This window comes from Piezobacter thermophilus, from assembly GCF_055386745.1.
This window is the reverse complement of record NZ_AP042380.1, coordinates 1-25809: the sequence shown is the minus strand read 5'-3', so window position 1 is coordinate 25809 and position 25809 is coordinate 1. Positions and strand designations below refer to the sequence as shown.

At 64.5% G+C, this 25809-nt stretch carries 27 protein-coding genes and 1 pseudogene; 14 read left to right on the top strand and 14 right to left on the bottom strand.

Going from position 1 to position 25809, the window contains the following annotated elements; genetic code table 11:
* The first annotated feature begins 163 nt into the window (after positions 1-163).
* From ACZ5CM_RS00140 to ACZ5CM_RS00125, 4 genes are read left to right on the top strand one after another with little or no spacing between them, the layout of a single operon-like run.
* The gene (locus tag ACZ5CM_RS00140; RefSeq protein WP_464640174.1) at positions 164-1027 is read left to right on the top strand and encodes an FAD binding domain-containing protein; all 864 of its coding nucleotides are present in this window, start codon (positions 164-166) and stop codon (positions 1025-1027) included.
* Complete coding sequence (locus tag ACZ5CM_RS00135; protein WP_464640173.1) at positions 1024-1503, top strand: (2Fe-2S)-binding protein; 480 nt, start codon at positions 1024-1026, stop codon at positions 1501-1503. Before ACZ5CM_RS00140 ends, ACZ5CM_RS00135 begins: the two co-directional genes overlap by 4 nt.
* Positions 1503-3818: a xanthine dehydrogenase family protein molybdopterin-binding subunit gene (locus ACZ5CM_RS00130; protein WP_464640171.1), complete on the top strand. Its 2316-nt coding sequence runs from the start codon at positions 1503-1505 to the stop codon at positions 3816-3818. Before ACZ5CM_RS00135 ends, ACZ5CM_RS00130 begins: the two co-directional genes overlap by 1 nt.
* Positions 3811-4056: a MoaD/ThiS family protein gene (locus tag ACZ5CM_RS00125; protein WP_464640169.1), complete on the top strand. Its 246-nt coding sequence runs from the start codon at positions 3811-3813 to the stop codon at positions 4054-4056. The genes ACZ5CM_RS00130 and ACZ5CM_RS00125 overlap by 8 nt, the downstream gene beginning before the upstream one ends.
* A 102-nt stretch (positions 4057-4158) precedes the next feature.
* Here ACZ5CM_RS00125 and trmD read toward each other — a convergent pair whose 3' ends face one another.
* The 9 genes from trmD to ffh form a co-directional block, all read right to left on the bottom strand.
* Positions 4159-4986: a tRNA (guanosine(37)-N1)-methyltransferase TrmD gene (trmD, locus tag ACZ5CM_RS00120; protein ID WP_464640167.1), complete on the bottom strand. Its 828-nt coding sequence runs from the start codon at positions 4984-4986 to the stop codon at positions 4159-4161.
* Entirely contained in the window at positions 4983-5822 is an 840-nt protein-coding gene (locus tag ACZ5CM_RS00115) for a hypothetical protein (protein ID WP_464640166.1), read from the bottom strand. The genes trmD and ACZ5CM_RS00115 overlap by 4 nt, the downstream gene beginning before the upstream one ends.
* Positions 5822-6340, bottom strand: a complete 519-nt coding sequence (gene rimM, locus ACZ5CM_RS00110) for a ribosome maturation factor RimM (RefSeq protein WP_464640165.1) — start codon at positions 6338-6340, stop codon at positions 5822-5824. The genes ACZ5CM_RS00115 and rimM overlap by 1 nt, the downstream gene beginning before the upstream one ends.
* A 6-nt stretch (positions 6341-6346) precedes the next feature.
* The gene (gene bluB / locus ACZ5CM_RS00105; RefSeq protein ID WP_464640163.1) at positions 6347-7012 is read right to left on the bottom strand and encodes a 5,6-dimethylbenzimidazole synthase; all 666 of its coding nucleotides are present in this window, start codon (positions 7010-7012) and stop codon (positions 6347-6349) included.
* A 4-nt stretch (positions 7013-7016) separates the two neighbouring features.
* Complete coding sequence (gene rpsP, locus ACZ5CM_RS00100) at positions 7017-7379, bottom strand: 30S ribosomal protein S16 (protein ID WP_464640161.1); 363 nt, start codon at positions 7377-7379, stop codon at positions 7017-7019.
* A 48-nt stretch (positions 7380-7427) separates the two neighbouring features.
* Positions 7428-7727 (bottom strand): chorismate mutase, encoded by a 300-nt coding sequence (locus tag ACZ5CM_RS00095; protein ID WP_464640160.1) that lies wholly within the window; start codon positions 7725-7727, stop codon positions 7428-7430.
* Entirely contained in the window at positions 7720-8322 is a 603-nt protein-coding gene (locus tag ACZ5CM_RS00090) for a GNAT family N-acetyltransferase (protein WP_464640158.1), read from the bottom strand. The genes ACZ5CM_RS00095 and ACZ5CM_RS00090 overlap by 8 nt, the downstream gene beginning before the upstream one ends.
* On the bottom strand, positions 8322-8867 hold the full coding sequence (locus tag ACZ5CM_RS00085) for a GNAT family N-acetyltransferase (protein WP_464640156.1): 546 nt from the start codon (positions 8865-8867) through the stop codon (positions 8322-8324). Before ACZ5CM_RS00085 ends, ACZ5CM_RS00090 begins: the two co-directional genes overlap by 1 nt.
* A 121-nt stretch (positions 8868-8988) precedes the next feature.
* Positions 8989-10488: a signal recognition particle protein gene (gene ffh, locus ACZ5CM_RS00080; protein ID WP_464640154.1), complete on the bottom strand. Its 1500-nt coding sequence runs from the start codon at positions 10486-10488 to the stop codon at positions 8989-8991.
* Positions 10489-10798: 310 nt separating this feature from the next.
* Between ffh and ACZ5CM_RS00075 the strand changes: the two genes are divergently transcribed.
* Both ACZ5CM_RS00075 and ACZ5CM_RS00070 read left to right on the top strand, forming a co-directional pair.
* The gene (locus ACZ5CM_RS00075) at positions 10799-11677 is read left to right on the top strand and encodes a LysR family transcriptional regulator (RefSeq protein ID WP_464640152.1); all 879 of its coding nucleotides are present in this window, start codon (positions 10799-10801) and stop codon (positions 11675-11677) included.
* Between the two features lie 55 nt (positions 11678-11732).
* Positions 11733-12644 (top strand): DMT family transporter, encoded by a 912-nt coding sequence (locus tag ACZ5CM_RS00070; RefSeq protein ID WP_464640150.1) that lies wholly within the window; start codon positions 11733-11735, stop codon positions 12642-12644.
* Positions 12645-12650: 6 nt separating this feature from the next.
* Here ACZ5CM_RS00070 and ACZ5CM_RS00065 read toward each other — a convergent pair whose 3' ends face one another.
* Positions 12651-13019, bottom strand: coding sequence for an ArsR/SmtB family transcription factor (locus tag ACZ5CM_RS00065; RefSeq protein ID WP_464640148.1), 369 nt, complete (start codon positions 13017-13019; stop codon positions 12651-12653).
* 242 nt (positions 13020-13261) lie between these two features.
* Between ACZ5CM_RS00065 and ACZ5CM_RS00060 the strand changes: the two genes are divergently transcribed.
* The 5 genes from ACZ5CM_RS00060 to ACZ5CM_RS00040 all read left to right on the top strand — a co-directional run bounded on the left by ACZ5CM_RS00060 (position 13262) and on the right by ACZ5CM_RS00040 (position 15870).
* The gene (locus ACZ5CM_RS00060; RefSeq protein ID WP_464642655.1) at positions 13262-13594 is read left to right on the top strand and encodes an AtpZ/AtpI family protein; all 333 of its coding nucleotides are present in this window, start codon (positions 13262-13264) and stop codon (positions 13592-13594) included.
* A 32-nt stretch (positions 13595-13626) separates the two neighbouring features.
* A complete protein-coding gene (locus ACZ5CM_RS00055) occupies positions 13627-14367 on the top strand; it encodes a F0F1 ATP synthase subunit A (protein WP_464640146.1) in 741 nt (246 codons plus the stop codon).
* Positions 14368-14415: 48 nt separating this feature from the next.
* Positions 14416-14673, top strand: coding sequence for a F0F1 ATP synthase subunit C (locus ACZ5CM_RS00050; RefSeq protein WP_464640144.1), 258 nt, complete (start codon positions 14416-14418; stop codon positions 14671-14673).
* Positions 14674-14758: 85 nt separating this feature from the next.
* Entirely contained in the window at positions 14759-15304 is a 546-nt protein-coding gene (locus ACZ5CM_RS00045; protein WP_464640142.1) for a F0F1 ATP synthase subunit B', read from the top strand.
* The gene (locus ACZ5CM_RS00040) at positions 15301-15870 is read left to right on the top strand and encodes a F0F1 ATP synthase subunit B (protein WP_464640141.1); all 570 of its coding nucleotides are present in this window, start codon (positions 15301-15303) and stop codon (positions 15868-15870) included. The genes ACZ5CM_RS00045 and ACZ5CM_RS00040 overlap by 4 nt, the downstream gene beginning before the upstream one ends.
* A 240-nt stretch (positions 15871-16110) precedes the next feature.
* Here the strand turns inward: ACZ5CM_RS00040 and ACZ5CM_RS00035 are convergent, their stop codons facing one another.
* The 3 genes and pseudogenes from ACZ5CM_RS00035 to ACZ5CM_RS00025 all read right to left on the bottom strand — a co-directional run bounded on the left by ACZ5CM_RS00035 (position 16111) and on the right by ACZ5CM_RS00025 (position 18535).
* Entirely contained in the window at positions 16111-16878 is a 768-nt protein-coding gene (locus tag ACZ5CM_RS00035) for a FadR/GntR family transcriptional regulator (protein ID WP_464640139.1), read from the bottom strand.
* 321 nt (positions 16879-17199) lie between these two features.
* Positions 17200-17349 (bottom strand): annotated as a pseudogene (locus tag ACZ5CM_RS00030) (integrase core domain-containing protein); the annotation flags it as partial.
* Between the two features lie 26 nt (positions 17350-17375).
* Positions 17376-18535, bottom strand: a protein-coding gene (locus ACZ5CM_RS00025; protein ID WP_464637742.1) for an IS3 family transposase whose coding sequence is annotated in 2 segments (ribosomal slippage) — positions 17376-18286 and positions 18286-18535 — 1161 coding nt in all. Because the reading frame shifts where the segments join, the coding sequence is not laid out codon by codon here.
* 331 nt (positions 18536-18866) lie between these two features.
* On the opposite strand from ACZ5CM_RS00025, the gene ACZ5CM_RS00020 reads away from it, so the two are divergent.
* The 3 genes from ACZ5CM_RS00020 (at position 18867) to ACZ5CM_RS00010 (ending at position 23981) form a co-directional block, all read left to right on the top strand.
* A complete protein-coding gene (locus tag ACZ5CM_RS00020; RefSeq protein ID WP_464640137.1) occupies positions 18867-20039 on the top strand; it encodes a Fic family protein in 1173 nt (390 codons plus the stop codon).
* Positions 20040-20127: 88 nt separating this feature from the next.
* Positions 20128-22638 (top strand): AAA family ATPase, encoded by a 2511-nt coding sequence (locus tag ACZ5CM_RS00015; RefSeq protein ID WP_464640135.1) that lies wholly within the window; start codon positions 20128-20130, stop codon positions 22636-22638.
* A complete protein-coding gene (locus tag ACZ5CM_RS00010; protein ID WP_464640134.1) occupies positions 22635-23981 on the top strand; it encodes an McrC family protein in 1347 nt (448 codons plus the stop codon). Before ACZ5CM_RS00015 ends, ACZ5CM_RS00010 begins: the two co-directional genes overlap by 4 nt.
* 502 nt (positions 23982-24483) lie before the next feature.
* Here ACZ5CM_RS00010 and ACZ5CM_RS00005 read toward each other — a convergent pair.
* Positions 24484-25668, bottom strand: a complete 1185-nt coding sequence (locus ACZ5CM_RS00005; RefSeq protein WP_464640132.1) for an IS256 family transposase — start codon at positions 25666-25668, stop codon at positions 24484-24486.
* Between the last annotated feature and the right edge of the window lie 141 nt (positions 25669-25809).

Sequence of the window (25809 nt, the reverse complement as noted above, 5' to 3'; positions counted from 1 at the left end):
AAATACTCCGGGGGTGAACGGGCCGCAGGCCCGGAGGGGGCAGAGCCCCCTTGCCCGGCCGCATCGGCCGGGGCGCTGCGGAACCTGTGGACGCGACGTTCCGCTTGATCTACGACTTTCGGCAAAGACCCTTCGATGGTCGTTTCCGTTCCGAGGTGAAACCATGGACTACCACAAACCCTCCACCTTCGAGGAGGCGGTCGCAATCGCCGCCGGCGCCGCGGGCACGACCCGCTTCCTCGCGGGCGGCACCGACATCCTGGTGCAGATGCGATCCGACATCGCCACGCCGGACGTGCTGATCGACATCAAGGGCATCGCGGGCTCCAGGGACATCGTCCGCGAAGACGACGGCGGTTGGCGCATCGGCGTGGCCGTGACCGGCGCCGAGCTGACCGAACATCCCGAAATCGGCCGTGACTGGCCCGGCGTGATCGAAGCCGTCGGCCTGATCGGCTCGACCCAGGTGCAGGGACGGGCCACGCCGGTGGGCAACCTGTGCAACGCCTCTCCGGCCGCCGACAGCGTGCCGGCACTGGTGGCGGCGGGGGCCGAGGTGACGGTCCAGGGCCCCGACGGCACGCGCCGCGTCCCGGTCGAGGACATCCCCACCGGCCCCGGCCGGACCAGCCTGAAGAAGGGCGAGCTCATCACCGCCCTGCACCTGCCGCCGCGCGGCAAGGGCGGGGGCGATGCCTATCAGCGTTTCATTCCGCGAACCGAAATGGACATCGCGGTGATCGGCTGCGGGGTGAGCCTGCGCGTCTCCGGTCTTGTCATCACCGAGGCCCGCATGGCGCTGGGCGCGGTCGCTCCCACGGTCGAACCCGTGCGCGGCGCGGCGGATGCGCTGGTGGGCACGCGGCTGGAAAAGTCCGCGCTGGACGCCCTGGCCGATCTGGCCCAGGCCGCCTGCAACCCCATCGACGACAAGCGCGGAACGGTGAAGTTCCGCACCCACCTGGCCGGCGTCTATGCGCGCCGGGTCGCCATGATCGCCTATGAACGCGCGAGGGCAGCACAATGACGAAGATCCACGTAACCGCAAGGATCAATGGCGACGAGGTTGAATTCCTCTGCGACCCGCGCGAAACCATGCTGGACGTGCTGCGCGACCGGCTGGGCCTGATCGGAGCCAAGGAAGGCTGCGGCACTGGCGATTGCGGCGCCTGCACGATCACCCTCGACGGCCGCCCGGTCTGCGCCTGCCTGATGCTGGGGGTCGAGGCCGAAGGGCGCGAGATCGGCACCATCGAGGGCATCGCCGAGGGCGAGACCCTCCACCCCCTGCAAAGGAGGTTCATCGAACATGCCGCCCTTCAGTGCGGCTTCTGCACGCCGGGGATCCTGGTGGCGGCGAAGGCCCTGCTGGAGCGCAACCCCGACCCGACCGAGGAAGAGGTGCGCTACTGGCTGGCCGGCAATCTGTGCCGCTGCACCGGCTATGACAAGATCATACGCGCCGTTCTGGATGCGGCGGCGGACATGCGGGAGGCTCGGTAATGGCTCTGGACGAATACAGGCCGCAAAAGGGCGGCGAGGACTACGAAGGCCCGCGCGAATTCCGCCATGTGGGCACCCGCCCCGACCGGCCCGACGGCTTCGACAAGGTGACCGGGCGGGCGCGCTTCGGCGCCGACATGCAGGCGCCGGGGATGCTGCACGCGGCGATCCTGCGCAGCCCGCACGCCCATGCCCGGATCGTCCGGCTCGACACTTCGAAGGCCGAGGCGCTGGAGGGTGTCAAGGCGGTGGTGACGCGGGCGGATTTCTCGAAGAACGTCGCCTTCGCCCCCGGCACGGCGGGCGAGTTCTGGAACATCCTCGAAAACATCATGGCCGGCGAGCGGGTGCTCTATGACGGCCACGCGCTGGCCGCCGTGGCCGCCACCACGCCGCTGATCGCGCGCGATGCGCTCAAGCTGATCGAGGTCGAATACGAGATCCTGCCGCACGTCACCGATGTGGACGAGGCGATGAAGCCCGGCGCCCCGGTGATCCGCGAGGGTGCGGCCGACGCTTCCGTGCCCGAGGGGATGCACCCCAACGTGGTGCGCTATCACGAAAGCGGCCATGGCGATGTCGAGGCCGGCTTTGCCGAGGCCGATCTGGTGATCGAGGATCACTTCACCACCGAGGCCACCCATCAGGGCTATATCGAGCCGCATGCCTGCCTCGGCACGCTGGGCGCGGACGGCAAGGGAGAGCTGTGGTGCTGCACCCAGGGCCACTGGTATGTGCAGAAGGTCTGCGCCGCGCTGCTGGATCTGGAAACCGCCAACCTGCGGGTGACCGCCTCGGAGATCGGCGGCGGCTTCGGCGGCAAGACCACGGTGTTCATCGAACCCGTCGCACTGGCGCTTTCGCGCAAGGCGGGCCGCCCGGTGAAACTGGTGATGCGTCGCGACGAGGTGTTTCGCGCCACCGGCCCCACCGCGTCGGCCTCGATGGACGTGAAGATCGGCATGAAGAAGGACGGCACCATCACCGCGGCCGAGGGCACCTTCCGCCTGCAGGGCGGGGCATTCCCCGGCGCGCCGATGGAGTTCACCGCCATGTGTGCCTTCGCCTGCTACGATCTGAAGAACGTCCGCCAGGTGGGCTATGACGTGATGACCAACCGCCCCAAGCAGGCGGCCTACCGGGCGCCGGGCTCGCCCATGGCCGCCTTCGCGGTGGAATCGGTGATCGACGAGCTGTGCAAGCGGCTGGGGCTGGACCCCATCGAGGTGCGTCTGAAGAACGCCGCGCGCGAGGGCGCCAAGGCCAGCTACGGCCCCACCTACCCCCGCATCGGGCTGGTCGAGACGCTGGAGGCGGCCCGCGCGCATCCCCATTATTCGGCACCGCTGAAGCCCGGACAGGGGCGGGGGATTTCCTGCGGCTTCTGGTTCAACTACGGCGGCGAAACCTCGGTGTCGCTGGCGCTGAGCGAGGACGGCTCGGCCCAGGTGATGGTGGGCACGCCCGATATCGGCGGCTCGCGCGCCTCGATGGCGCTGATGGCGGCCGAGGTGCTGGGTATCCCCTACGAGAAGATCCGCGTGACCGTGGCCGATACCGGCTCGCTGGGTTACAACGAGATCAGCCACGGCAGCCGCGTCACCTATGCCTCGGGGCTGGCCACCATCAGGGCGGCGCGGGACGCGGTGCGCAAGCTGCGCCAGCGTGCCGCCGACAAGTGGGGCATCGACGTCGAGGCGGTGGACTGGGTGGACGGCTGCGCCGTGCCCTCGGGGCCGAACGCAGGCGATTTCGAACCCCTGCCGCTGGCCGAGATTACCCGCACCATGGGCGCCACCGGCGGCCCGATCAGCGGCCATTTCGAGGCCACGCCCGAAGGTGCGGGGGTCAGCTTCGCCACCCATATCGTCGATGCCGAGGTGGACCGCGAGACCGGCCGCACGAAGATCCTACGCTACACGGTGGTCCAGGACGCCGGCAAGGCCATTCACCCGGCCTATGTCGAGGGCCAGTTCCAGGGCGGCGCCGCCCAGGGCATCGGCTGGGCGCTGAACGAGGAATACATCTATGGCGAGGACGGCCGGTTGCAGAATCCGGGCTTCCTCGATTACCGGATTCCCGTCGCTTCGGACCTGCCGATGATCGACACGGTGATTGTCGAGGTGCCCAATCCCGGCCATCCCTTCGGCGTGCGCGGGGTGGGCGAGACCTCGATCTGCCCGCCGCTGGCGGCGATTGCCAATGCCGTCTCGGACGCGGCCGGGGTGCGGCTGCGGGATCTGCCCATGCGGCCCTCGCGCATCCTCGACGAGATCGAGGCGGGGCGGAATGAAACCGGGCAGGGCGATGCCTGAGGTGCATCTGTGGTCGGGGCTGCGGGCGCTGGCCGGCGGGCACGAGGTGGTGACGGTCGAGGGTCGCACCGTGGGTGAGATCCTTGATGCGCTGGTGGCCGCCCATCCGGGGCTGAAGGAGGTGATCGAGGCCGGCGTGTCGGTCGCCGTGGACGGGCGGGTGATCGCCTCGGCCCGCAACGAACCCGTCCGTCCCGACAGCGAAATCTACCTGATGCAGCGCCTGCGCGGCGGGTGAACGGCGAGGTGCGGAAGGATCGGCCGTCAAGGGTTTTCGAAAACCCTTGACGAAGGCGCTTCGAAGCGCCTTCGGCCCCTGCCCCGCCGGTGGGGAAGGCGATCAGCCCGGCCCGTCCCCGTCGCGACGCTTCAGCCAGGCCTGCCACAGATCGGGGCGGCGTTCGCGGGTGATGCGCTCGGCCTCGGCCTGCCGCCATTCGGCGATGCGGCGGTGATGGCCCGACAGCAGCACCTCGGGGATCGCCCGCCCCTTCCACTCGGCCGGGCGGGTGTAGTGCGGATGCTCAAGCAGCCCGTGGGCGAAGCTTTCCTCCTCGGTCGAGGCCTGGTTGCCCAGCACCCCCGGCAGCAGCCGCACGGTGGCGTCGATCAGGGCCATGGCGGCGATCTCGCCCCCGGTCATCACGAAATCGCCCAGCGAGATTTCCTCGATGGCGTAATGTTGCAGAACGCGCTCGTCCACGCCCTCGAAGCGGCCGCACAGAAGGGTGACGCCGCCGGCGCGGGCAAGGCGGCGCATCAGCGCCTGATCCATCGGCCGCCCGCGCGGGGAAAGATAGATCAGCGGCCGGTCGGCGAGGCCGGTGCCGGCCATGGCGTGTTCGATGGCCTCGCCCAGCACGTCGGCGCGCAGCACCATGCCCGCCCCGCCGCCGGCTGGGGTGTCGTCCACATTGCGGTGCCGCCCCTTGCCGAAGCGGCGCAGGTCGATGGTTTCCAGCTGCCAAAGCCCTTCCTGCAATGCCTTTCCGGTCAGGCTTTCGCCCAGCACGCCGGGAAAGGCAGCGGGAAACAGCGTGATGACCTGCGCCTTCCATACCCCGGCCAGATCCGGCGCGGGGGTAATCAGCTCGCGCGGCTTTGCCGAGGGGCGGATGGTCTTGCGCCCCAGCGCGCGGGCCGGGGTGGGGCGGTCGGGGTCGGTCATCGGGCGTCCTCCTGTGCCGCCTGCAGTATGGCGGCCTTGGCCGCCTGCCGTTTCTCGGGATCGTCATATGTGCGGTTGACGGCCAGAAGTTCAAGCAGAACCGCCCGATCGGGGCGGCGGTTCACCGGCGGCGGGGCGGGCAGGGCGCGGATGATGTCGGGCGGAATGCCGCACAGCTCCAGCAGGGGTTGCGCAGGCCCCGCCGGTGCGGCCAGCGCATCTTCCAGCCGGGCGCGGTGGACCGGGTGATCCAGCGCATCGGCCACCGCATCCACCACCGAATCGAGATCCGCCGATGCGGCATGGGCGGCGGCGTAGTCTTCCCAGCTCATGGTCATGGACGAGGCCTTCACATGGTGCCAGTAGGCGCTTTCCAGCCAGGCCTCGGGCGCGCGGGTGGAATAGAAGAAGACGATCTCGACCCCGGGAAAGCGGCGCGCGGCAATGGCGGCCATGCGGGCGGCCAGAACCGGGGCGGCAGAGAAATCGGCCAGCCCGGCCCGCCCCGGCAGGTGCCCCGAAAGTTCCTCGGCCGACAGGCACAGCACCCGCCCGCGCGGCCCCTGCAACCCGTCGAGGAAGGCCTTGAAACGGGCCGAGAACTTGAACAGCGACACCGGGTCGCGCCAGGTGGAATAGCCCCGCGCCGCGGCCACGATCATGCGCATCTGCCCGCGCAGCACGCTTTGCATCCACGGGCGCAGGGTCGGGCGGTTCGCCTTCAGCACATGCTGGATGGTCGAGGTGCCGGTCTTGTGAAAGCCGGGATGAATCACGATCCGGCGCGGCATCGGCCCCTTTTCCAACCCGGCCCCCGCCCCTCCGGCACGCGCCATCAGAGCAGCCCTTCGGGCGGGTCGGCAACGATCCGCCCGGCGGCCAGGTCCACCGTCGGCACCGTGGCCCGGGTGAAGGGTAGCAGCACGGTCTTCGACTGTCCCTCCAGCGCCACCTCCAGCAGATCGCCCGCCCCGTGGTTGAGCACCGCCTTGACCCGCCCCAGCAGAGCCCCGCCGGTGTCGTGCACGGCCAGCCCAATCAGATCGGCGTGATAATATTCGTCATCGGGCAGTTCGGGCAGCCGGTGGCGCGGGGCATAGAGGCGGGTGCCGCGCAGGGCGTCGGCCTGCTCCTTCGTCGTCACCCCGCCCAGCCGCGCGGCAAAGCCCCCCTTGATCGGGCGCGTCAGGCGGATGGTGAACTGCCGCGTGCCGTTGGCATCGGTCAGCGGGGCATAGCTTTCGATGTCCTCGGGGCGGGCGCAGAAGCTTTTCAGCCGCACCTCGCCACGCACGCCGAAGGCGCCGGCAATGGCGCCTAGGCAGATCAGATCGTCGGGTTGCGTTTCGGTCATCGCGGCTCAGCGGGTTTCCATCGGCAGGGCCGGGCGCCGCCTTTCCCAGCCGGCGGTCTCCAGCTCCGGGGTATCTGATAGCGCCTGCGGGTGCCCGATGCAAAAATATCCCACCAGTTGCCAGCCTTCGGGCACGGCCAGGTCGCGCGAGAGCCGCCCGGGGTCGAGCACCGACACCCAGCCCAGCCCCAGCCCCTCGGCCCTGAGCGCCAGCCAGAACAGCGTGATCGCGGCCACCACCGAATAGCGGCGCATCTCGGGCATGGTGGCCGCCCCCAGCCCGTGGCCCTTGGGCGTCGCGTCATCGCAGAAGACGGCCAGCTGCACCGGCGCCTCCTCCATCCCCGACAGCTTGAGCGAGGCGTAAAGCCGCGCCCGGTCGCCGGAATAGCCGGCCAGCGCGGCCGCATTGGCAGTGCGGAAATTGTCCAGCGCCGCGGCGCGGGCCGTTTCGCTTTCCACCCGCAGGATGCGCCAGGGCTCGCTCAGGCCCACCGAGGGGGCCAGCCGGAACGATTCGAGGCAGCGCCTCAGCACTGCCTCGTCCACCGGGTCGGGGCGAAAGCGGCGCACGTCGCGCCGGAGCCGAATCAGCTGGTAAAGCCGGTCGCGGAACGCATCCGAAAACTCGGGGGAAGAGCCGGGGGAAGATCCGGGCGCCCGCGCCGTCATCGGGTCACTCCGATGCGGCCTCTTCGGCTTCGGCGGCCTTGGCGGCCTTCTCTTCGGCGCGTTCCTGCGCCTTCTTGCCGGGCACGGCCTTTTTCGGATTGTTGCGCTCGGCCTTTTCGCGCAGCCCGGCGGCTTCGAGGAAACGCGCCACCCGGTCGGTGGGCTTGGCCCCGCGGTCGAGCCAGAACTGCACACGTTCGATATTCATCTTCACGCGCTCTTCGCTGTCCTTGGGCAGCAGCGGGTTGTAGGTGCCCAGCTTCTCGATGAAGCGGCCGTCGCGGGGCATGCGGCTGTCGGCCGCGACGATGCGGTAGAACGGACGTTTCTTCGAGCCGCCACGGGCAAGACGGATTTTCATGGCCATTTTCTGTTTCTCCTTTGAATGGCAGGTCGGGGCGGGCGGGGCCCGCCTTCAGCTCTGGTGTCTCTGGTGGTGCCGGATGACTTCGGCGATGATGAAGTTGAGGAATTTGCGGGCAAATTCCGGGTCGAGGTCGGCCTTGCGGGCCAGGTCTTCAAGCCGTGCGATCTGTTGCGCCTCGCGCGCCGGATCGGACGGGGGAAGGTCGTGTTCGGCCTTGAGCCGGCCCACCGCCTGGGTGTGCTTGAACCGCTCGGCCAGGGTATAGACCAGGATCGCGTCCAGCCGGTCGATGGACTCGCGGTGCTCCTTCAGCAGTTCGGCCGCGCGGGTGGTGTGGTCGTCAGTCAAGAGCCCAGCCTTTCGGTTTGAACATCGGGTCGGCGTAGTGGCCGATTTCCATCTCGATCCCATGGGCCAGCTGGGTGCCGTCCAGCTCTTCGGGCGAGGGGTGGCGATAGACCACGTCATGCCCGTCCACGGTGGGGGCGTCGGGGTCGCGCCTTGCGCCCAGCCGTTCGGCCAGGCGGATGGAATCGAGGTTCTTCGGGTCGATATAGCTGACGGCGGTTTTCCAGCCCAGCTGGCGGTAGAACCAGTTGCGCGCGGCATGGGTGGCCTCCAGCGCAATGCCGCGCCCGGCCACCTCGGGCCAGATCACCCAGGCCAGCTCGGCCTCGGGCCACATGGCGGGTTTCCAGCCCCCCGCCATGCCGTAGGTTTCGTCCGTCTTGCGGTCGTGGATCATCCACATGCCGTAGCCCCGGATCCGCCAGTGGCCGATCTCGGCGGCGTAGAGCATCCAGCTTTCATAAGGGTTCAGCGGCCCGCCCATGAAGCGGGCGCGGTAGCTGGTGAAGGTGGACTTGAAATTCGGATAGTCCTCGGGCTCGGGGCCGCGCAGGATCAGCCGGGTGGTTTCGATGACGGGAATGCTTCCGGGCATCAGGCATAGGCCTCCACGCCGCCATCGGCCAGCTCCTCGGGCGAGGGGTGGCGCCAGATATGCATGAGCCCGTGGCGCTCATGGGAGAAATCGCCGTCGGGCCGTGCCCCCATGCGGGCGGCGACGGCGGCCGAGCGGTCGTTGCCCGGCTTGACCAGGCTGATTGCCGTCTGCCAGCCCAGCACGTCATAGGCGTAGGCGCGCGCGTGCAGGGCGGCCTCGGTGGCATAGCCGCGGCCTTCGAAGCCGTTGAAGAGATCCCAGCCGATTTCCGGCTCGGGCCAGCCTTCGGGCGCGAACGGGCCGACCAGACCCACCGGCCGGCCGGTACTGCGTTCCTCGACGATCCAGCGGCCGAAGCCCTTGAGCGCCCAGTGGCCGATCTCCATCGCCAGCATCCGCCAGCTGCCTTCGGGGGAGAGCGGGCCGCCCACGAATTTCGCGCGCTCGGAGGCGTAGAACGCGGCAAAGGGCGGGAAATCCTCGGCCCGGGGCGCGCGCAGGATCAGGCGCGGGGTTTCAAGGGTCGGAATGGCGAAGGTCACGGGTCAATCTCCCACACGATCGCCGGCCGGGACGCGAGAGCGGCCCGGTTCGCGCCCGAACCTTCGTTGCGCTTCGAGGCGACCCGAGACGGGTTATGCGGCCATCCCTGTTCCATGAGGATCACTTCTTCTTTCCAAGGCCCGACAGCCCCGGCGGCAGCGCCATGCCGCCGCCCAGCCCGGGCAGGCCACCGCGCCCGCCCATCTGGCGGGCTGCCGCCTCAAGCGCCTTGGGGTCCATGCCCGCGGCCATCTCTTCGGGGCCGGCGCCCTTGCCGAACATGCCCTTCATGGCCTGTTTCAGCATCTTGCCCTTGCCCATGCGGCCCATCTTCTTCATCACGTCCGCCATCTGCCGCTGCATCTTCAGCAGCTTGTTGAGCTCGGACACCTCCAGCCCGGCGCCGGCGGCGATGCGCTTTTTCCGGCTGGCCTGAAGGATCTGCGGATTGGCGCGCTCCTTCTTCGTCATCGACTGGATGAGCGCGATCTGGCGGCGGATCATCCTGTCGTCGATCCCGGCCTGCTGGACCTGTTTGGCCATCTTGCCCATGCCGGGCAGCATCCCCATCACCCCTTCCATGCCGCCCATCTTGAGCATCTGCTCGAGCTGCATCTTCAGGTCGTTCATGTTGAAACGGCCCTTGGCCATGCGGCGCATCATGCGCTCGGCCTGCTCGGCCTCGATGGTCTCCTGCGCCTTTTCGACCAGAGCCACGATGTCGCCCATGCCGAGGATGCGGCCGGCGATGCGCTCGGGCTCGAAGGTCTCCAGCGCATCCATCTTCTCGCCCGTGCCGACAAAGCGGATCGGCTTGCCGGTGACCGCCCGCATCGACAGCGCCGCCCCGCCGCGCCCGTCGCCGTCCATCCGCGTCAGAACCACGCCGGTGATGCCGATCTTGGCGTCGAACTCTTCGGCCACCTCGACGGCGACCTGGCCGGTCAGGCCATCGACCACCAGCAGCGTCTCGCGCGGCTCGACCACGTTGCGGACGTCCTCGACCTCCTGCATCAGGGTTTCGTCGATATGCAGCCGCCCTGCGGTGTCGAGGATATAGACGTCATAGCCGCCCAGCGCCGCCTGCTGTTTCGCGCGACGGGCGATCTCCACCGGCTTCTGCCCCGGCACGATGGGCAGGGTATCGACGCCGATCTGCCGGCCGAGAATGGCAAGCTGCTCCATCGCCGCCGGGCGATAGACATCGAGCGAGGCCATCAGCACCCGCTTGCCCTCCTTCTCGGTCAGGCGCCTGGCGATCTTGGCGGTGGTGGTGGTCTTGCCGCCGCCCTGCAGGCCGACCATCAGGATCGGGGCGGGCGGGTTGTCGATCTTGAGCTTGCCGGGGTCGTCCTCGCCGCGCAGCACATCGACCAGCGCATCATGGACGATCTTGACCACCTGCTGGCCCGGCGTGACCGATTTCGTCACCGCCTGGCCGGTGGCCTGCTGCTGCACCTTCTTCACAAAGTCGCGGGCCACGGGCAGCGACACGTCGGCCTCGAGCAGGGCCACGCGGACCTCGCGCAGAGCGGTCTTCACGTCCTCTTCGGACAGCGCGCCCTGCCGCGTCAGCCGATCGAAGACGCCCGAGAGGCGTTCGGACAGATTTTCAAACATGCCTTCGGCCTCCTTCGCCGGTTTCCACATGCCGCCCCCCGACCGGGAGACGGCGGTTCACAGCACGCCGCCCCAGGGGCAAATTCATACGACGCGCGCCCCCATGGGCGCAACGCGCTGATGGGGGGCGATCCCTGGACGGGCCGGGGACCGGAAGGTGTGACGCTTCCGGGTATCGCGCCGCAGTTAGAGGGTTTGCCCGCGCGAGTCAAGCCGGGGCGGCGCGGATGCGCGCCATTGCATGTTCAGGCAAGACCGGCAAGAAATGAACGGATTGCGGGTTGTCGCAAGGGGCGCGGGGTCGAGGCGCATGGAAAACTGGGACGAGATACGCACCGCCTATCAGGTAGCGCGCATGGGCACGGTCAGCGGCGCGGCCCAGGTCCTGGGCGTGCACCACGCCACCGTGATCCGGCACATCGACGCGCTGGAGGCACGGCTGGGGGTCAAGCTGTTCCAGCGTCACGCGCGGGGATATACGCCGACCGAGGCCGGGATGGACCTGCTGCGCGTGGCGCAGACGACCGAGGACCAGTTCAACCAGCTGGCCGGCCGGCTCAAGGGGCAGGGGGAAGGCGTCTCGGGCGAGCTGGTGGTCACCTCGCTGGACGCGCTGGCGCCGCTGATCGTGCCGGTGCTGACCGCGTTCCAGGCCGCCCATCCGGGGCTGATCGTGCGATACCTGACCGGGGCGCGCCTGTTCCGTCTGGAATACGGCGAGGCGCATGTGGCAATCCGTGCCGGCAACCCTCCGGACCAGCCCGACAACGTGGTGCAGAAGTTCCTGACCCAGCGCATGGGGCTCTATGCCAGCGCCGACTACGTGGCGCGGCATGGAAGGCCGCAGTCGCAGGCGGATTTCGGGCGGCACCGCTTCATCGGCGCCGACGACGCCAGCAGCCGCGCCCCCTACAATAGCTGGCTGCGCGAAAACGTGCCGGCCGAGGCGATCACCTTCCGCTGCTCCGACGGCTTTTCCATGCGCGAGGCAGTACTGGCCGGGGCGGGCATCGGCTTCATGCCCCGGTGGGAGGCCACCCGCCATCCCGACCTCGTCGAGATCGTCGATCCCCGCCCCGAATGGTCCGGCAGGCTGTGGCTGGTGACCCATGTGGACCTGCATCGGTCGAACAAGGTGCAGGCATTCCTTGCCTTCCTGAAGAAGAAGGCCAGGGAGTGGCCGGTATGAGCGGCGCCACAGATGCGGCCGGGGCTGACCCGCGGGGTTTCGCGTGGGCGCAGGCATGAGCGAACAGGCCAGGGGGCACCTGGCGATGCTGACCTTTTCCGCGCTGGTGGCGGGGTCGTTTTCGCTGGGCTCGATGATTGCCAACGATATCGCACCGGCGGCGCTGAACGCGTTGCGCTTCTGGATTTCGGCGGCGGTGATCGGAGGCATCGCCCTGGCCACCACCGGCCTGCCGCGGCGGCATTTTCGCGCGCCATGGCGGTTTGTGCTGCTGGGAGGCACCTTTGCCGCCTATTTCGTGCTGATGTTTGAAGGGCTCAAGACCGCACCGCCGGTCAGCGCGGCGGCGGTGTTCACGCTGACTCCGATCATGGCGGCGGGCTTCGGCTGGCTGCTGCTGCGCCAGATCACCACCGCGCGGATCGCCGCCGCGCTGGCGGTGGGGGCGGTCGGGGCGCTGTGGGTGATCTTCCGCGCCGATCTGGCGGCGCTGGCTGCCTTCCGCATCGGCAGGGGAGAGTTGATATATTTCTGGGGCTGCGTGGCCCATGCGCTCTATACGCCGATGGTGCGCTTGCTGAACCGGGGCGAGCCGGTGGTCACCTTTTCCTTCGGCATGATGGTGGCCGGGGGGGTCGTGCTGACGATCTATGGCTGGAGCGACATTCTGGCGACCGACTGGGCGGCGCTGCCGGCGCGGGTCTGGATCGGGCTGATCTACGTGTCGATCTTGGCCAGCGCGGTGACCTTCGTACTGCTGCAGTTCGCCACCCTGCGCCTACCGTCCTCCAAGGTCATGGCCTATACCTATCTCACCCCCAGCTGGGTGATATTGTGGGAAATCGCGCTGGGCCACGGTGCGCCGCGCGGGCTGACGCTGGTGGGCGTGGCGCTGACGGTCGCGGCGCTGGTCATGCTGCTGGAGAATGACGGCCCGCGCTTCGGCGCCGGGCGGAGGGCGGCCTGAGGCGGTTCAGCCGGCGCCGTCCTCGCGATCCGTGGCATCGGTCGGGTCCGGGGTCGGGCCGAACTCGAATTCGAGGAAGCGTTCGAAGGCATCGAGGTTGACCGGCTCGAACTGGCCGAAGCCCTGCATCCAGACGCTGGCGGCACGCAGCGCGTCGGGCTCCAGCTTGCACCACTTCACCCGCCCGCGCTTCTCCTGGCTGATCAGCCCCGCGCGGGTGAGAATGCCTAGGTGCTTGGAGATCGCCGCCAGCGACATCTCGAACGGTTCGGCCACATCCGTCACCGCCATGTCATCTTCCAGAAGCATGGTCAGGATGGCCCGGCGGGTCGGGTCGGCAAGGGCCGAAAACACGGCGTCGAGATCATCGCTCATGCCGAGGCCATAGGCCGGGCCGGGAAAATCGTCAACCGGGTGGTTGAATATGCAAACCCGCCCCGTTTTGCGCTAACGGCGGTTGCGGCGGAATCGCTCCGTCTTCGAGCGTTGGAACAAAATCCAATGATTTCCGTTAGTTGCCTGGAACTCGCGGTGCGTATCGAGAGCGTTGACTCCACGGCCCGGGCACCCTAATCCAAGCGCAACCAAGCGTGGGGTTTGCGCGCGTGACCGATGACCTGTCCGAGGACGAGCGAAAGCACCGGCTGGAGCAGCTGGAGCAGCGCATCGCGGCGGCGCGACAGGAACTGGAACCGAAGCCCCGCGTGGACAAGACCGCCGACCAGGCGCATCTGGCCTGGCGGATGGTGATCGAGCTTGTAACCGGTCTGCTGATCGGTTTCGGCATGGGGTACGGGCTGGACAGCCTGTTCGGGACGATGCCCGTTTTCCTCGTGCTGTTCACATTGCTGGGGCTTGCCGCGGGCATTCGCACGATGATGCGAAGCGCGCAGGAAGCCCAGACGACACAGGCGGCCGAGAGGGCCGCGGGCGAAGACGAGAGGGACTGAACGTGGCAAGCGACGCGCAGGCGGTTGAGCAGATGGCGGAGGAAGGCGGCCTCGTCTTCCATCCGATGGAGCAGTTCGAGATCAAGCCGCTTTTCGGCGGGACCGAGATTGCCTGGTACACGCCCACCAATGCCACGCTGTGGATGGGGGTCGCGATCCTTGCGATCATCGGGCTTCTGATCCTCGGCACCTCGAAGCGGGCGGTCATCCCTTCGCGTCTGCAATCGGTCGCCGAGCTGGCCTATGGCTTCATCTACAAGATGGTCGAGGACATCTGCGGCAAGGAGGGGGTGAAGTATTTCCCCTATGTCATGACGCTGTTCATGTTCATCGTCACCGCGAATTTCCTCGGGCTGCTGCCGCTTGCCTTCACCACCACCAGCCACATCGCGGTCACGGCGGTGATGGCGATGATGGTCTTCCTCTCGGTCACGGTGCTGGGTTTCGTGCTGCACGGGGCAAGCTTTCTCAGCCTGTTCTGGATCAGCTCGGCGCCGCTGGCGCTGCGGCCGATCCTGGCGCTGATCGAGGTGATCTCGTATTTCGTGCGGCCGATCAGCCACTCCATCCGACTTGCCGGCAACATGATGGCCGGTCACGCGGTCATCAAGGTGTTCGCGGCCTTCGCGGCGATCGAGCTGCTCTCGCCGGTGCCGATCCTGGCGATCACGGCGATCTATGCGCTCGAGGTGCTGGTGGCCTTCATCCAGGCCTATGTCTTCACCATTCTGACCTGCGTGTATCTGAAGGATGCGCTGCACCCGCATCACTGACAACGAACCAAACCCAATCACACCAATTCCACTGTAAGGAGAGAAATCATGGAAGGTGAAATCGCGATCACTGGCGCCGAGCTGATGAAGATGGGCGCCTATATCGGTGCCGGTCTGGCCAGTGCCGGCATGGGCGGCGCCGCCGTCGGTATCGGCCATGTGGTCGGCAACTACCTGGCGGGTGCGCTGCGCAACCCCTCGGCTGCCGCCGGTCAGACCGCCACCATGTTCATCGGTATCGCATTCTCGGAAGCGCTGGGCATTTTCTCGTTCCTGGTCGCGCTTCTGCTGATGTTCGCCGTCTGATTCCCTTCGGAACCTTCATCCTTACGGTCGGGCGGCGCGTTACTCCGCGCTGCCCGATGTAGGTCAAGTTCCCGAGGAGAACGACATGGCAACCGATATCCAAGAGGCCGGGAAGGCCGTCGCCGAGGTTGGCGAAGCCGCTGAAAAGGCGGGCATGCCGCAGCTGGACTTTTCGACCTTTCCGAACCAGATCTTCTGGCTCGTGGTCACGCTGGTCGTGATCTACCTGATCCTGTCGCGCGTGGCCCTGCCGCGGATCGGCGCCATCCTTGCCGAACGCCAGGGCACCATCACCAACGATCTGGCGGCGGCCGAGGAACTCAAGGCCAAGGCGGTCGAGGCCGAGAAGGCCTATGAGAAGGCTCTGGCCGATGCCCGGGCTGAGGCCCAGCGCATCGCCGCTGAAACCCGCGCCGAGATCCAGGCCGAGCTGAACGAGGCGATCGCAAAGGCCGATGCCGAGATCGCGGCCAAGGCGGCCGAGTCGGAAAAGGCCATCGCCGAAATTCGCGCCAGCGCGCTGGAGAGCATCGAGGCCGTGGCCACGGATACTGCGGCGGAAATCGTCGCCGTGCTGGGCGGCAAGCCCGACGGCATCGCCAAGGCCGTGGCCGAGCGGATGAAAGGATGAGAGACATGCGCAACCTTTTCGCACTTGTCCTGACTTTCGGCGCAGCCGGGCCGGCCCTTGCGGCCGAGGAGGCGTTCTTCTCGCTCAAGAATACCGAGTTCGTGGTGCTGATCGCGTTCCTCGTGTTCGTGGGTGTCCTTGTCTACTTCAAGGTGCCGCGGATGCTGGGCGATGCCCTGGACAAGCGCTCCGAGACGATCCGCAGCGAACTGGAAGAGGCCCGCGCGCTGCGTGACGAGGCTCAGGCGATCCTGGCATCCTACGAGAAGAAGCAGCGTGAGGTGCAGGAGCAGGCCGACCGGATCGTGGCGGCCGCCCGCGAGGATGCCCAGACCGTGGCCGAACAGGCCCGGGCCGATCTGGAGAAATCCATCGCCCGCCGCCTGGCCGCTGCCGAGGAGCAGATCGCATCGGCCCAGGCCGCCGCGGTGAAGGACGTGCGCGACCGGGCGATCGCCATCGCGGTCGCGGCTGCCGGTGACGTGATTGCCAAGCAGATGACGGCGGCCCGCGCCAACAAGCTGATCGACGAAGCGATCAAGGAAGTCGAAGCCAAACTGCACTGACGGGGCGGGATCTTCGCGAACCGACAACCCCGGCCCGCGCGGCCGGGGTTTTCATTTTCGCCGCCAGTGCCGGGACCCGGCGGAGCAGAGCTTTCGCTTCCGATCGCGTTCGTCCCGCCCGCTCTGTCGTATAACGGCGGGCACCCGCCCTGCGCCTGACGGCCGGTTGAACCCGGTCGCGCGCGATACCCTACAGGGTCGGGAGCTGTTCCCTGCGGCTTGGGCCCGTGGAGTTGCCGGTCAGCGACTTTTCTCGCGTTCGAATCTTTGTCGCGCGACTTCTTCGTTCTGCATGGCCTTGAGGTGGTCGGACAGGGACTGTTCGACAAAACTCAGATGTGCGACCACCGCTTCGCGGGCGCCTGCGGGGTCGCGCGCCTGAAGAGCGTCGTTGATCTTTCGGTGCTGATCCAGAAGCTCGCTTCGCCTGGTTCGCTGCTTGAACATCATCGCGCGGTTGTAGAACACCCCTTCGCGCAGAAGCTCGTACATCGACCGCATCATGTGCAGCATGATGACGTTGTGGCTGGCCTCTATGATGGCAAGGTGGAAATCGGCATCCAGCCGGGCCTCGTCCGCCGGGTTGCGCTTGGCATGTGCGGCTTCCATCTTGCGAAAGACGGTGTCGATGACCTTCAGGTCCGTGTCCGAGGCCAGCCGCGCGGCGCGTTCGGCGGCCAGCCCCTCCATGTCGCGGCGGAAGGAGATATAGTCGAACACGGCTTCGTCATGGGTTGCGAACAGCCGGATCAGCGCCGGCGAAAACGCGCTGCCCAGAACGTCGGCCACGTAGATCCCCGCCCCCGGCCGCGCGGCGAGAAGTCCGCGTTCCTGCAAGTCGGCCACCGCGTCCCGAAGCGACGGGCGCGAGACGCCCAGCCGCTCGGACAGTTCGCGCTCGGCGGGCAGGCGCTCTCCGGGGCGCAGGATGCCGCGCAGGATCAACAGTTCGATCTGGCGCACCACCGAGGTTGAAAGCTTTTCCGGCTGGACCTTCCTAAATGGCATCTGTGGACTCCACTGATTGGTCAGAACATATGACCACGCGCCGGGGGCCTCAACGGATCGTGGAAAAAAAAGCGGCCCCGGGAGGGCGGGGCCGCAAGATGGAAGCCACGTGGGATTCCGCAATCCGGGCGAAACGCATAGAGGGATAGGCGTTCGCCCCACTGGATGCGGCCGGACGGGAGGGCCCGGCTCGGGATCTATTAATATTCGAAAACACGAATACGTCAAGCTGGATTCTGGTAAACTAGGCCATGTTGACAAAAAGGATTCACACGGAGCTGTAGACGTGATTCAAGCTGGTATCTTCAATGGAGTGTATTCTTAACCTTCTTGCCGAACAAAAGACATGACGGTTTCGATGGGTCTGCGGCCCATGTTTCTGTATCCCGGATGCGGCCGTTCAGTATTGTAGTGCACCAGCCATGCGTCCAGATCGGCCTGCAGCGCCTCGACGGTTTCGTAGAAGGTCTCTGACCTGCCCCCCAATGGTCCCTCATTCATAACGAGAGTCTGCGGGTTTGGTTTTCATAATCTGCGGTTTCGGTTTGGGCAAGCGCGCCGGGCGCGGAGCCTTTGGGTCGCTCAAGCGTCCGGCGCGCTTGGGCCGGCGTCTGGTTCCCCAGCGATGAGTGGGGCCTGACGTTGTTATAATCATAGCGCCACAGGGCCAGTTTTCGGCGGGCGTCATCGAGAGTATCGAACAGCTCCTCGTTCAGAAGCTCGTCACGCAGGCTGCCATTGAACGACTCGATGAAGGCATTTTGCTGAGGCTTGCCAGGATCGATGTAATGCCAGTCGACGTCATTGTCGTCCGCCCATTTGAGGATCGCCCGACTGGTGAACTCGGTCCCATTGTCAGAAACAATGCTTTCAGGCTTGCCATGGAGGCGGACAAGAGCATCAAGCTCGCGCGCCACACGCGCGCCCGAGATGCTGGTGTCGGCAACCAGGCAGAGGTTCTCGCGACAGCAATCGTCGATCACCGCCAGGATGCGGAACCGACGCGAAGCACCAAACGTGTCGGAGACAAAGTCCAGGCTCCATCGCTGGTTTGGCCTGATCGCCTCGGGCATTGGCGTCCTCGAGCCTCTGGCGCGCTTGCGCCCGCGCCGCCGTTTCACCGACAACCCTTCTTCGCGATACAGGCGATAGAGTTTCTTGTGGTTCATGATCATTCCCTTGCGTTCGAGCAACACGCCGATCCGTCGGTAACCGAAACGGCGGCGCTTGCCCGCAATCTGCTTCATCGCTTCGCGGATCTCCGGATGGTCCGGCGGGCGTTCGCGCCGGACCGTCTTGGGATCGACACCGACCAGCCTGCAGGCCCGGCGCTGCGAGATGCCATGATCCCGCATCGCCCGCAGCGCTGCATCACGCCGCGCGCTCGGCGTCGTCAGTTCTTTCCCAGGAGATCCTTCAGGACCGCGTTGTCCAGCATCGCATCGGCCAACAGGCGCTTGAGCTTGGCATTCTCGTCCTCAAGCATCTTCAGGCGCTTCACGTCCGAAAGCCCCATGCCGCCGTATTTCGACTTGTACTTGTAGAACGTCGCCGGGCTCAGCCCATGCCGGCGACAAACCTCCACCGTCGGCATTCCGGCCTCCTGTTCCTTGATCATCGCAATGATTTGCGCCTCCGTAAAACGGCTCTTTCGAATTCGTCTGCTCCTTTCTGATCGGGCAGACTCTACTTCAAAATGCGGGCGTTGGCGGGGGGCAGGTCAGCTCGACCAGGTTGGCGGTTGGTGTGCCGCCTGTCACCAGGTACCTGACGATATCCGGCAGATTGCGATAGGCTGGGAGCTTGCCAAGGCGTTGATGACCCATTGAATCACCGGCCTAGAAAGCCAGTCCGCGCTGGACGCGCTGAAGGCAGCGTGAATGAGTGCTCGACACAGAAAGGAACCTTTCGTAAGAATTGTGGTAAGGAAAGGAATACGCGGTATCCTTTCTTACCCTGTTTGCCAAGGAAAGGATCCTTTTTCAACCATGGCGTTAGCACCGGATCCATCACGCCTCGGTCAGCATGTGGTCATCTCGACGGCAGGTGAGCGCGCCGAAGCGTTCGTACCGCCACCGCTGCCGCCGACCCCGCCAATCCGGATGGAACGGCTCTACCGGTTGCTCGAAAAAGCGAACCGTGCGATCGGCCGGCTCGACGGTGTAACTTCCATCCTGCCGGACACACCGCTGTTCCTCTATATGTATGTGCGCAAAGAGGCTTTGCTGTCGTCCCAGATCGAGGGCACCCAGTCGTCGCTCTCGGAGCTTCTATTGTTCGAAAGCGACGAAGCGCCCGGCGCGCCAATCGATGATGTTCAGGAGGTTTCCAACTATGTCGCGGCCATGAATCATGGCCTGGACAGGATCCGCGAGGGCTTTCCCATTTCCCTGCGCCTGATCCGCGAAATCCACGCAATACTTCTGGAAAAAGGCCGGGGGAGTACGAAGCAGCCAGGCGAGTTCCGGCGCTCGCAGAACTGGATCGGAGGAACAAGGCCTGGAAATGCGCTCTTCGTCCCGCCTCCGCCCGATCGCATCCTGGATCTGATGTCGGACCTTGAAGCTTTCATTCATGCCGACACTCCAGAAATACCGACCCTCATCAAGGCCGGGCTCGTCCACGTCCAGTTCGAGACAATCCATCCGTTTCTTGATGGAAATGGACGCCTCGGAAGGTTGCTGATCACCTTCCTGCTTTGCGCACAGGGCATCCTGAAAGAGCCGATCCTTTATCTCAGCCTCTATTTCAAGACCCACCGGCGCCAGTACTATGACCTGCTTCAACAGGTCAGAGAAAATGGTGACTGGGAAACCTGGCTGGAGTTCTTCCTCGAAGGCATTGCGGAGACATCCCTGCAAGCGTCCGAGGCAGCGCGCGAGATCCTCGCCCTGTTCGAAGCTGATCGACATCGGATCGAAGAACTCGGCCGCCCCGCCGCATCCGCGCTTCGGGTCCACCAGCTGCTTCAGCAGAAGCCGATTATCGGCATCCCTGCGGCAGCGCAAAGGCTGAACATTTCACCTCCGACCATTGCAAAATCCATCCAGCACCTACAGGATCTCGGAATCGTGCGGGAAGTGACCGGAAAACAGCGCGGCCGAATGTTCGTTTATGGCGATTACCTGAGCATTCTCAGCCAGGGGACGGAACAGCTTTGACGTCAATGCAGAAGCCTCGATGTTGGCAAACTACATCCAACGAAACCCAACGGATTAAATTTCCCAAAGAAATCAAGAGCAGTGAATCATGAAAGAGCACGAATTCAAGGCTTGGCTCGAACAGGGAGGCGCTCAAACGGAAGCTGGGCGTAATTCACGAACCTATGCTGTCCGCACCATCGAGCGGAACCTTGCCGCCCTCGGCATGCCTTATCGGGATCTCGAAGAAGCATGGGAAGCCGACAGGTTCGAAACGCTTCGCGAACGCCTTCGAAAAATGCGCGAGGACGCCCGAGATGGTGGGGAGGATTACCGGATCCTGATGCCGGATTCCGATAATCCGCACAACAGGCTCTCCAACTGGGGCAGCTGGCTGGGGCAATACGGCCGGTTTCTGGCAGGGGACCCGCCGGGAGCAGCGAAGGATGCTGACCGGATACGACAATATGTCCTCGAGCACTACATCGAACCTGCGCGGGAGGAAGGTCGTGACCATGTCGAAGTGCTCGTCCGCGACGTGAACAAGGCGCTCGGTCTGAATGAGGCCTGGCCGAACATATGCCAAGCGCTTGCCGGGCGGAAATTTCAGGACATGGCGCAGATCCCGGCGCCTGAGCGGATAGGCGCGGACCAGAGCTCGGCCACCGTGTTTCGCTTCAAGCTTGAGGAAACATCGTCGGCCGGTAAGCATCGTCCCTTCGTGCTCTTCGATGTCACAGGCGCCCCTTACCAGCCGGTAAGAATCCATAACCGGAAGACGGGCATGTCGGCCTATCGGATCAAGCCGAAGGGCTTGGGGAACACGGTAGACGAAGCGATCGAAGCAGAAGACATTGCCGATGTCGCCCGCGCAATGCTCGTCGACGGACTCGCATCGCGGATCCAGGAGATTGCAGGCGGGCCGGTCAGCTACCTGACCTATGGCGGCAGTAAGCTCGTCCGCTATGAGCTGGCCCCCGCGATCGCTCAATCGATCGGTGTTCCACCACGCGGCAGCACCGATGGACAAGAGAGCACCAGTAAAGGCGACGGGCCCAACGACAGGAAAGGGAAGGGTTTGCCCCCCATGAACCTCATCCTTTACGGCCCGCCCGGCACAGGCAAGACCTTTGCCACCGCAGCCGAGGCCGTGCGACTGTGCGGCGAACCTGTCCCAGGAGATCGGGAGAAGCTCAAGGAAATATACGAGAGGCTTCAGGCCGCCGGCCGCATCGCATTCGTTACCTTCCACCAGTCGATGAGTTACGAGGAGTTCGTCGAGGGCCTTCGCCCCGAGACGCAAGGGGCCGAGGATCAGGACCTTGTCGCAGAAGAACCTGGGGCATCCGGTTTTCGCCTCAAGGTGGAGGACGGAATTTTCAAACGGTTCAGCGAACGGGCCCGCCTTGATCATGGTGATAATGGCGACATCCGCCGTCTTGACCGGACGCGCCCGGTCTTCAAGATGTCACTCGGACGACGATTTCAGGACGAAGAAACAATCAAGGATGCTCTCGATGCCAACGAGATCCGCCATGGCTGGGGAGGAAAGACCGACTGGGCGGATGAACGGTTTGAAAACTGGGACGAAATCAAGAGCAAGTGGGAAACACAGACCGGCAAGGAAGTGAGCGGACACGCCGGCGATGTCGTTTGCACATGGTCATTCCGTTCCAACATGGAGATTGGCGACTATGTCGTGATTTCCGATGGCCGTGACAGGTTTCGAGCATTTGGCGAAATCAAAAGCGACTACTTTTTCCAAGCTGGGGCAGAATACCATCCACACCGCCGAAAGGTCGAATGGATCTGGCGCGACGATTCCGGGGTAGAACGCGCACGATTCTACCCCAACGGCTTCCGGCAGCACACCGTTTACAAATTGAATCATTCCCTGATCGACTGGGACGGGCTGGAAGAAATCGTGTTCGGCACCGATAAAGCCGCTACTTCGGGAATCGCTCCTCCCCACGTGCTCATTATCGACGAGATCAACCGCGCGAACATCTCGAAGGTCTTCGGCGAGTTGATCACACTTCTGGAGCCTGACAAGCGGCTTGGGCAGAAAAATGAAATCAGGCTGACCCTGCCCTATTCCAAACGGCTTTTCGGCGTGCCGGCGAACTTGCACATCATCGGGACCATGAACACCGCCGACCGCTCGATCGCACTTCTCGATACCGCCCTCAGGCGCCGCTTTACCTTCCACGAGATAATGCCCGATCCGTCCTGTCTGCTTGATGCAGCAAAAAGAACGGACATTGACTTGCCGCGCCTTCTCACAACCATCAACGAGCGGATCGAATATCTCTATGACCGCGAACACCAAATCGGTCATGCCTATTTCATCGACTGCAAAAGCAGGAACGACGTGGATGAAGTTATGCGCCACAAGGTCATCCCCCTTCTGGCCGAATACTTCTTCGAAGACTGGGCCAGGATCGCAGCGGTGCTCGGTGACCTGGAGCCTCACGATGGCCCGATCAAGGGCGGCTTTCTCAAACGCTCGGTCCTGAAGGCACCACCCGGTCTCGACGATGGCGACGCCGCCCCAAGGTTCCGTTGGGAAGTCCGCTCGGAAGATGAAGGTTTCAACTACAGCAAGTTGGCAGGCGCATGATCCGCCGAACAATCCGCGAATGGGAACATATCCGCCACGGGCCGGGCGAAGGCGAGATCCCCGAGAAACAGGCAGAGCGCCTCGCCGCGGTCGCGCGGGCCTCGGCATTTTCGGGTCGCGGAGGCGAGGGTGTGTTGGAGCACCGGCGCAAAGGTCTTCGCGCACGTGGAGTCGTAGGCGTCATCGCAACCCCGGACTGCCAGCTTGAGATTCTCCCCAAGATCGAAGGGCGAGGCGAAAACAATGTTTCGGATGCGACGCTGCGTTCCCGACTCATCCATATGCTCGCCATCACTTACGATTTGCCCATCGAAGCCGGATTGATGACGCAACTCGGCTGGCAGCGCGAAACGGTGCTCGAACTGCTGATCCGTCTGTTTTGCGAAAAGCTTGCAGATGCGGTGCGCCAGGGAATGCCCCGCCATTATCTTGAACATGAAGAAGATCTGCCTGCGCTCAGGGGGCGCTTGAACGTAACAAGGCAATTCTCCACGCTCGCGGTCTCGCCGCAGAAACTCGCGTGCCGTTTCGATGCCCTGTCGCCCGACATTGCACTGAACCAGGTCATGCGTGCAGCTGTCGGCAAGCTTTCGCGCCTTGCCTCCGCGCTCGATAACCAGCGCGCGCTGCGCGAGTTAAGTTTCTTCTATGCAGACGTCACAGAGGTCCCCCCAAACGCGCTTCGGTGGGACCGGATCGTCCTCGACCGGACGAACCGGCGCTGGCGGGATCTTCTTTCGTTTGCCCGTCTGTTTCTTTTCGATTGCCACCAACAGACGAGCGCGGGCAATATCGAAGGGCACGCGCTCCTTTTCGAGATGAACGTGCTGTTCGAAAAATATGTGGAACGTATCCTGTCACGTGCACTGACTGGCACAAGATTGCGTGTTTCGTCTCAAGGGGGCCATCGCGATTGCCTCTACGAGGGCGAAATTGGTCGTTTCCGGACCCGCCCGGACCTCATAATTCGACGAGGCGGGGAAATCGCGCTGATTATTGACACAAAATGGAAGCGAATGACCCCAAGGATCGACGATCCGAAACAGGGGGTCAGCCAGGCAGACGTGTACCAGATGATGGCCTACGGCAGGTTATATGACTGCCAGAAGGTCATGCTTCTCTATCCGCACCATGCCGGCTTGCCTACCGCCCCAATTTGCCATTCGTATTCGATTGCCGCAATGGGCGCGGGCGAAAAACTGATCGTGGCAACGCTGGATCTCGGGGGTACACAACAAAATCACAAGGAAAACCTTCAACGACTAGTAATGAATTGCCTCGGGAGCGAACGGGGGCCAAAACCACATGGCAATCACAAAGATGCGATTTTCGAAGCAATATGAAGAACTTAGCGCCCTCTTGCTTCCACTATGCTTCCAAAAATGGGCGGACCAAGGTGCCGCCGAAACGGCACCCATCTAACCATTTGATATTACGCGATAAATTGGTTGCGGGGGTAGGATTTGAACCTACGACCTTCAGGTTATGAGCCGAATATTGAGCGATTCCTATAACTTATGGAATTCAGACACTTACGCGCTAAGCGTTTGATTGCGCGAAATGTCCTTTACGTCACTCAACGATTTTCGCTGGTTTTCGGCAGCCCCTACTGTTCCAAAACGACGTATGAGGGTTGAGGTGGCGTTGATGTGAGAACAAGCGATTGGTCGCCATCATGATCGCGGTTTTGCCCGCGCACATGCGGCCGCTGACCCCTTTTTCAGCCCGGCGGCTTTCGCTCACGCCAGTTGGCCACTGACTTGACGTTGACGCAAGCTCCCGGCTCAGCGCCGCGCTCGAAGTTAGTGTCCGCGCGGTACTGTCAAATATCTTTCGCACTTTTTGTCATGCGACGACGGCTCCTTGGGTTTGATCCGCGAATAGCGGGGTCATGTTCATGTATTTTCGGGTTGCCCACTGGGTTCCGGCGATATGGCGCAGGCGGGCGGCGGCCAGGTTCAGGCAGGACTTGCCGTCCGGGAACGCCCCCACGACCCGCGTTCGTCGCCGGATCTCACGCATGATGCGTTCCAGCGGGTTGTTGGTTCTCAGCTTGACCCAATGGCTGTCGGGAAACGCGTAGTAGATCAGCGTTTCATGTCCGCTTTTCTCGAGCAGATCGGCGGCTTTGCTCAACCTCTGGCGGCGCAGCTCGGCGATGACCGCTTCCATCTTCTCGGCGGCCGCCTTGCGGTCCTCCTGGGCGTGGATGGCCTTCAGCATCCTGCTGACGTCCCGAACCTTGCCCGAAGGCACCAGACTGAACACGTTGCGGTAAAAATGAACCACACAGCGCTGCCAGCGCGCATCCGGCAGGTATTCGGCGACGCTTTCCATCAGGCCGCGGCAGGCGTCGGACACGATCAGCTGCACGCCGGAGAGCCCGCGGTCCACCAGGTGGCGCAGGAACGCCGACCAGCCGGACTTGTCCTCCTTCGGGCCTTCCATGATGCCAAGGATTTCCCTGTAGCCTTCCTTGGTCACGCCAATGGCCACCAGGAGCGAGACGTTGCGCACCTCACCCGCCCAGGAGCGCTTCATCACGATCCCGTCAAGGAAGACATAGGGATGATCGCCCTCGATCCGGCGGTGCCGCCACGCCTCGATCTTGGCATAGATCTTCTTGTTCAGGTTGGACACCGTGCCCGGAGAAACCCGCGTGCCCCACAGGGCCTCGGTGATGTCCTCGACGCGGCGAACAGAAACACCCGCAAGGTACATCTCGATCAACGCTTCCTCGACCGAGCTTTCCCGCCGCCGGTAGCGCTCGATGATTGCCGTCTCGAAGGTTTGGCGGCGCAGCTTCGGCACCTTCAGGCTGACCTTGCCCGCCTTCGTCTCCAGCGACCTGCGATAATGGCCCGCCCGCCTGTCCTTGCGGCCCTCGCTGCGCTCATAGCGATCCGCGCCACACAGCCGGTCGGCTTCCGCATCCAGCATCGCATTCAGCGCCTCCTCGACCGTGCCCCGCACCATCTCGCCAAGGTGGTCGCGAATGCGCGCCTCGTCGATCTGAATGACCTTTCCCATCCCTTTGGGTTTCTCGTCTTCGTCCATTCTCAGCTCCTCTCAGCAAGTCTGAAAGGAACCGTCGTCAAAAGCAAATGTGCGAAAGATCTGTACGTTATCGTCCGCGCACGTGGTGTAATTTCTGCACCTTCGACGGTGTAA